General features: G+C 60.2%; 4 protein-coding genes. 2 read left to right on the forward strand and 2 right to left on the reverse strand.

The genetic code is table 11. The annotated features are described in order from the left end of the window. Positions 1 to 514: 514 nt before the first annotated feature. Entirely contained in the window at positions 515 to 1,960 is a 1,446-nt protein-coding gene (locus PLL20_20895) for a hypothetical protein (GenBank protein HPD32458.1), read from the reverse strand. A gap of 244 nt (positions 1,961 to 2,204) precedes the next feature. Beyond that, positions 2,205 to 4,202 carry a glycoside hydrolase family 20 zincin-like fold domain-containing protein gene (locus PLL20_20900; GenBank protein ID HPD32459.1) on the reverse strand — a complete coding sequence of 666 codons (1,998 nt, stop codon included), beginning with the start codon at positions 4,200 to 4,202 and terminating at the stop codon, positions 2,205 to 2,207. Between the two features lie 349 nt (positions 4,203 to 4,551). On the opposite strand from PLL20_20900, the gene PLL20_20905 reads away from it, so the two are divergent. Next, a complete protein-coding gene (locus PLL20_20905; GenBank protein ID HPD32460.1) occupies positions 4,552 to 6,186 on the forward strand; it encodes a hypothetical protein in 1,635 nt (544 codons plus the stop codon). A 740-nt stretch (positions 6,187 to 6,926) separates the two neighbouring features. Further along, on the forward strand, positions 6,927 to 7,673 hold the full coding sequence (locus tag PLL20_20910) for a hypothetical protein (protein ID HPD32461.1): 747 nt from the start codon (positions 6,927 to 6,929) through the stop codon (positions 7,671 to 7,673). Positions 7,674 to 7,724 lie beyond the last annotated feature (51 nt).

Consider the following 7,724-nt stretch of genomic DNA (forward strand, 5'->3'; position numbering starts at 1 on the left):
AACCAACCAGACGAACCATCCATGGCCCGTGACATCCGTAACAACATCGGCAAAGACGCCAAAACCGGTACAATGAATGTCAACAGGACCTAGTGAGGCCCATGATGGCTGTCAAGCCCCCGAGGGGCTGGCACTACAGCGCAAAGTCGCTCTCTTGGGCGGGCGGACCCGTGTTTCTGATAGCGCCAGGGGGCGTAACGAGGCCTGAGCTTGGTTCAAATCAACCACCTTGCGCTGTAGTGCTAGTACTCGCTGACCCGCTGAGACTGCTCAGAAAGCGCATGCGTGCGCGATGCCGCGTCTGGCGAGCAACCGTGAACGACTTCATGCCGAACCGGTTCACCAAGCTGATGAACCCCGTTCCCATCGTTCAATCGGGGGTTCACCCCGGTGTTGTATACCGCAACGATGGGGAATGATGAGAATTGAGAACGGGGCGTGGTATGTCGTTACCGTAGCCTGGTACCTGTGCGGCGGCGGCCTGCGGGTTTCAGCTTCGGGTGAAGCCTTCCGATCAGATGTGCTCGGCCACGATGCCGTACATCTGGGCGTAGGCCTGGAAGTCTCGCACGTGCTTGCCGGTGATGAAGAGCTGATGGAAACCTTGCGTGTCGCGGACGTCGGCCGGGCCGTCGAGTTCCAGTTCGACCGAGGTTCGGCAGCCGCCGGCCGGAGGCGTTTCGTAGTTCCGAATCACCTTGCCCTGCCCCAGGATCATACGTCCGGGCTCCATGAGTTCCATCACGGTAACGTCCGTGCCCTCCGGCCAGATGACCTGGAACGAGACGCCCAGGTCGGATTCCGCGTGGCTGCGAAGTATAAACTTGGCCGGGTCCTTGTCGAAACCAAAGATCCGAGTCCCGCAAACGCAGTGCGCGCCGATGAAGGTGTTGTCCACCGTGTTGGGAACCGGGTCCTGGACGAAGCCCGGTTTGCCAAGGAGCTTGAGACACAGTTCCTGAGACATGACCGGTCGGATGTCGGCCTCGCAGGTCGCGGAGATGCCTTCGTCGAGAAACTTGCACCAGGCCATGCATGGGGGCGTCGGGATCTTCCGTTCGGCGACCAGGCCAAGGCAGTCCATGGTGATACCCTGGCAATCTTCTTCCTGAAGGATCTTCCGAGCGGCGACATAATTGCGAGCGGCGTTGAGGAGATCCTCATCCGTCGGCTCGACGATCCTGGCAGCAGCTTTCTTATAGTCGTCGGCGATCGCCCGCACCTCGGGGGTCACCTGAACGGTCGCCAGGGCTTCGACGAATCGCTCCCGCGGCAGAAACTTCAGCGACAAGCCGAGCGGTTCGAGGACCTGTTCCTTGTTCTGTGTGCCAGCGAGGACCGCGATCCTGGTCCGGCGGATATCGTGGTGCGCGCGAACCATGCGGAGGCCGAAGCGGACGGGGTTGAGGTCGAAGTCGGCGCAGGAAGCCAGGTACACGCCCGCCTGTTTGGCGATCTTCTGGATGTGACCGGTGAAACACACGCCCAGCGGGGCGAAGATGATGGTCGGTATTCCGGAATCGGCGATCTTGGCCACCTGGGGCCAGTTCTGGAAATGCAGAGGAAAGACGATGGTGCCATCGAGGTTGTCGGCCTTGGCCGCAGCGACGAACTTGTCAGTTGCGGCATCGTCGTGTAAGGGCTCGTCGGCCCAGGTCAAACGGATCTTCATGTCGGCAGCGAACTGGCCGACCAATTGCCTGCACTTGTTCATGAACGGGCCGCACATGTTCTTGTCCCAGGCCGTGCCGGGCCAGCCGAGCCAATAGTCCTGCTTAGGTCGAATGAAAACCGCGCGGACCTCGGGCATTTCCCGGTTTGTCGCCGGTCGCGAGGCGGCCGCGCCGGCAGCTTGGACCTGGCGCGCAAGCAGGCCGCCGATGATGGCCGTTCCGGCGGCGGACGCGAGCATTTCCCGACGTGAGAAACCGTCACACGAATTGAGGCAGTGATGACACATAGGCGCGCTCCTGGTTGTGAGAACACATTCTGCACGTACCTTGCTCGGTGCAGGTCGTCGCCGCATGAATTGGCCCGACGACGAATCCCGGACGGCATCATAGCCGATGGCCGTGAGGCGTGACAACCGGCGGTGACGGGCTGTTCGCGCGGCCGGCGAGGCGGGCGGCAGACACCCTTTGCACGGCATGCAGGTTCAAGAAGCCGTCGCGCCGACGGAGGAGGGACTGATTCAGAACCGGAGGTTACCGGGGCGAGCACCCCAACTCAGCCGCCACGGCGGCCATTTCGCCGATCATGCCGTCGACCAGTTCGACGGACTCTCGCATAATGCCCTCCCGGTCGCCTTTGCCGGGCAGGGCGGCCTCCCAGGCTGTCAAGGCTTTCCCGGCCTGATCAAGGCTGTCCAGATACATCTTGAAGAATCGCCTGGCGGACTCCTTGTCTTGATCAGCGACGCCGCCTGATGTGACAAGCTGTTTCAGTATCCAGAGAGCCTTGAGCGAGTTGATGTATCCCTGCACGACCAGACTTTCCTGAATGAGCACCTCTTCGCCCAATTCACGGGCAAGCGTGACCGCTCGCTCGGCGTGGGCGACGTCGCTATCGAGCTGCTCCGCGGTTTTGATATCGCCCCAGGGAGTGGGGTACACGTCCCACAAGACGTAGCCGAGATCCGGCAGCTTGCCCTGTTTGAGCATGTCGGCCACCTTGCCGGGCGTCTTGCGCTTCTCGCCGGCGGGCCATTCGCTGCCGTAGACGTCCCATGCGACGGGCCCGAGTGTGTCGGACCATTCGGCAAACTTCTGCGGGTCTTTCATGCCCTGTCGAACCGCCCACGAGAGGGCAAACTCGTGCGGAGACCGGCCCTTGGCGTTCCAGCCCCACTCGGCCGCCGCCTCGGTGTTGAAGGCTACATGCCGGATCCGCGGGACGGCGTAGCCGAGGAAACCCGAGAGCTTCTTGTCGACGAATTCGTTCATGCGGTAATGCATGAAGTGTGCTCCGGTGAAGGGCTGCCAGCAACCGACAAGAGCACAAGTGTTTGCGCACACACCGATCCAGCGGCCCTTGCGAGCGGTCTCGACCAGATACGGGCGAATCATCGGCTTCTCGCTGGTGTTGTAGGTGAACAGGCTGTGGTAGTACCACACCTTGACCTCCGGCGGCAGTTCGGCGAACACCTTCGGGTTGCTTTTTTCGGTTTCCTCGCTGGTCAGGACGCGCAGGCCAAGGTTCGGCTGCTTTTCACGCGCCTTTTTCCAGGCCGCGACGATCACCCGGGCTTCCAGGACGTTGCGGTCTTGCTTGACGCACTTGTCGCACTGACAGCCCTTTTGTCCGCCGAGATTCTCGGTCATCCAGACGTCGACTTCGCGCACGCCGGGCTTTTCTCCCCAAAGCAGCAGCCACTGGGTCAGCAGGTCCGTGAAGATGGGATTCGAGTAGCAGATGGCACCGGGCTTGGCGTCCTTGCCCTGAAGCTCGGGATATGCCTTGAAGAGGCCGCCACCCGCAAGTTGCTCGAGGTGCAGCACGACCGGAACAGGGTTGACGCCGTAGATCGGCCCCTCATCGATCATTCTTTGTTTGTACGGCGGATAACGGACGAAACACTGCTTGTTCTCATCGACGCCGGTGGTTGAGATCTGCTCGTCGTAGTTCATTTTCCGATCCGACATCCAGCGGATCTGCTCCGAGCTGTCGCCACCCCACAATCCGCGATCTTCCAGATCCGGCCAGTCGGTGATGCTGACCAGCGGAATCGCAGCGCCATCCTCGGTCAGCCCGGGCTTGATCAATTGCTGCATCGTCTTGGCAGCGTAGTACAGTCCTCTCGGCCCGCCTCCGAGCAGCAGCAGGCCGCTGCCTTCGGTTGGGATGATGCGATAGGCCTGGTCGCGATTGGGAAGACTCGCCAAAGCGGATTCCTGGGGGTCGACCTTCAGGATCAAGTGGATTGAGGCATCGGATGCGGGGCGCTGTGGCGCCCTGAGACACTCATGCAGCTCCCTGGTCGCCTGAACAGCCAAAGGCTCCTTGTCGTCGCGCAGGGTAATCCCGATCTGGTTCACCGGGACCTGTACCTTCGATAGAAACTCGATTCTCTTGGGCAGTGGAACCAGATGCCGGGTCCAGTTCAGCGCTTCTTCCTGAGACACGGGCTGAGACGGGGCGGGAGCCGCCGCTGCAATGGTTACGCAGAGATTGATGAACGCATTTGCCAACAGATACCGTTTCATGAAAGACTCCTTCAGCCTGATCGATTCAAGAGCCGTCGGCAGGTCTCATCCGCTGCGCGGATTTCGACCATGTCCTGTCTTCATTGCACACCGGCTTCACGGGATTGTACCGAAGGTCCTTCACTCAAGCGATAGCACTCTGACTCTGAGATCCGGGCAGGGATTCGGCACGAACGGTCCCGATTTGCGAGCGTGGTTTGTCGCGATCCGTCGGCGGGTGGGGGTTGATTCCGGCGTCAGGGGAACCGCGTTAGAATACCCGCGCCGAGTTGCGTGGCAAGGACTTCACTTGACTCTTGTTCCGTTGTGGCGGGCAACGGGACGGCAAACGAAACGAAAGGGTGATTCAATGCATCAATATGCTCGCGTGCGAAGCGAAATCATATTCCTGGTTGCGGTGGCCGGATTGTGTGTATTCGGCGGCACAGCCACGGCGCAGTCAGCCGGCCAGAGCCCGATTCGCATCGGTTCTCAGCGGCAGGTGTTCATCGACGGAACGTTTCTTGCCGAGGCCAAGAGCATTGAGCTCGTGGTTCATCCGCCCCGCAAGAGCGGGGAAATGAACATCAAGCCCGAACACGAATGGGAAAGCGGCGGCATCGGCCCGTACAGCAGCGTCCTGCACGAGGGCGACACCTATCATGCGTGGTACCACGCCATGGATACCGTCCAGTGGGACAGTGGTCACGGGCGAGGTTCCATCTGCTATGCCCGATCAAAAGATGGGATCCATTGGGAAAAGCCCGTTGTCGGTCTGATCGAGTACAAGGGCAACCGCCAGAACAACATTGTCATGGGGCACGGCGCGAACGGCACCACGTTGGGGCAGGATGGCGGTATGGTCTTTCTGGACCCGAATGCTCCGCCGGATGAGAAATACCGCATGGCGGTCCGGTTCGGGGTCAAGAGCGAGCATGGGGGGATGCACCTGTTCTCGTCCGGCGACGGCGTCCACTGGAAGCCGACGCACCCTTCGGTGGTGTATGCCGTGGCGGATGACAAGAGCCATCACCTGGACTCGCAGAACGTCATCTTCTGGGACGATCGGATTCACAAGTACGTCGCATACGTTCGTTACAACCGGCCGAAGGAAAAGGGCCGTGCTCGAACCATTGCCCGGGGCGAGTCCGATCATCTCGGCGGTTTTCCTCCCGTGCAGCAGATGCAGGTGGTCTTCCAGCCGGATGAAAACGATCTTATGGAAGACGGCGTACCGATGGTGGACTTTTACATGAGCGCGGCCGTCAAGTATCCGTGGGCGGCCAATGCCTATTACATGTTCCCAACAGCTTACTACCACTACACCGGCATGTTGCCGGAGTTTACGAAGGAATGTCCAGCCAACGCCGGACCGCTGGACAGTCAGTTTGCCGCTAGCCGGGACGGGATCAAATGGGAGCGATATGACCGGCGTCCGTTTGTGCCGCTGGGGATGAGGGGCGAGTTTGACTGGGGCTGTGCGCGGGTCATTTGGGGTCTGGTGCCGGATACCACCGGCCGGGAGATGTTCCTCTACTACCGGGGCGGAGACTGGCTGCACGGCTGGGATCGAGATGAGCGCAACAAGCGTATCCTGACCGAAAAGGGCCTCGGGGCGAGTCGGAACGTGGCGGTTATCAGCCGTCTCATCTCCCGTCGGGACGGTTTCGTTTCGGCCCGGGCGGCTTACAGCGGCGGCGAATTCGTGACGCCGACGCTGATCTTTGAGGGCAACAGGCTGGTGGTCAATATCGATACCTCGGCTACCGGGACAGCGAGGGTTGGAATCCTTGATCCCGGCGGCCGGGCGATCGACGGGTTCTCGGTCGAGGAGTGCGACCTCATCCACACCTGCAACGAGATCAACCGGACCGTCTCATGGCAGGGCAACAGCGATGTTCATACTTTGGCCGGTAGGCCGCTGAAGCTGCGGTTCGTCATACGCGGCTGCGACTTGTACGCGTTCCAGTTCGAGAATATCGCTAGGTTTGGCCTCTCCCGGTAAGCGCCGTCTCGTCCCGGGTCAATCGAGCGAGGTTCCGACCCCAAATTTGCGGGACTTGGGGCTAGGGAATCCGGTCGGGGGCGAGCGGCGTCTGATGGGAGCTGAAGGCCGTAACCAAAACGGCTGGGCGGAGCCCCAAATATGCGCGCATCAGACGGCGGAAGGGGCTAAAGCACCGGCATAACCCTGGGGGCCACGGATTCCTGCATCATGTATACGAGGGTCGCTAATGTGTCAGATCGAATCAGAAAACGTCGGATTTGTCGTTTTTCTGATTGACAGACGTGTTTTCGCTTGTTTAGAATAAAGCACAGTTAGAATCACCAATCGCGGCTGACTAGGAGGTGAGGAGTTTGGCCGAAGGTAGTCATGCGAGGGGCGCCGTCCCGGCGCGCGAATGGGATTGGTTAGAGCCGCTTGGTTACGCAGGGGGGGAGGTAGGAGTTCCGGTCCCGAGGTTGGTGTAGCCGCGGAGAAAGTCACAGGGTGTGGGGAGGGCGATCGCGCCTGGCGGTGCGGGATGTTACTCGCAGCATTCGCGTGGGGTTTCCATCAGGTCGTCGCCAGGCAGGATCGTCGATTCGCCGCCTGTGCGGCAAGATGCATTGTCTGTGCGAAGTGCGTTGATGCGGGCGTATCGGCAATTAGCCGTTGCGGTGGATTGCGGGGGGTACGAAGAGTTGCATCAGCATACGATATAGTGTTTACCGTTTTGGCACAAAACTTGGAGGAGGTTGAACATGAAGAAAGTAGCTGTTTGGGCGATTCTGCTCGCCCTGCCGTCGGGGGTTTTCGCACAGAACCTGCTGGTGAACGGGAATTTCGAGGCTGGTGGCTCCTCGCCTTGTGCCAGCGGAAAAGGCTGGACTAAGTCGGCCACCACAAACAACTGTCTTTATGACGGCACGACACACATGCCCTCCAGCGGCGAATTCGAAGGTGCTCACCACGGTAGCACCGATGTTGGAGATAACCCCAGCAGAAAAGCGTCCATTTATCAAGCGGTGACGGTGACGCCCGGCCTTGAAGTACGGCTTACAGGAGCAGTCGCGGGCAGTTCTTGGTGTCCATATATGCATTTCGTTCAGATCCATGATGGGGCAGATGACACCGCTCCGGTCCTTGTGCGTTTTGAAACGGGAAACACAAACACCTGGCAACCATTTGACTTGCGGGCTACCCCTACCGCATCTCAGGTTACCGTCAGTTGGGGCTTTGACACAGGCGGCCCGGGTGGCTGGGTGATTACCGCGACCCACGTTGATGCTCTTGTTCTGACACAGGCTCAGCCGACCTGCACGGGGGAACCGGCCATCACCAGCGTAAGCCCCACGTACGGTGCCAACAACGGCACTCTAGGTGGTGTTCAGGTCACTGGTGAGAACTTTGACGCTACCTGTCAGGTTATCCTTCGGCGCGAGGGTTATCCGGACATTGCGGCTACCGATGAGGCTGCGAACGCAGAGGGGACTATGATCACGTGGTAACCGTTCAGACCCCATCGGTCCGATCTGCCGGTAGCATACCCCCCTTCAAAA

It is taken from the genome of Phycisphaerae bacterium, assembly GCA_035384605.1.
GTDB lineage: Bacteria > Planctomycetota > Phycisphaerae > UBA1845 > PWPN01 > JAUCQB01.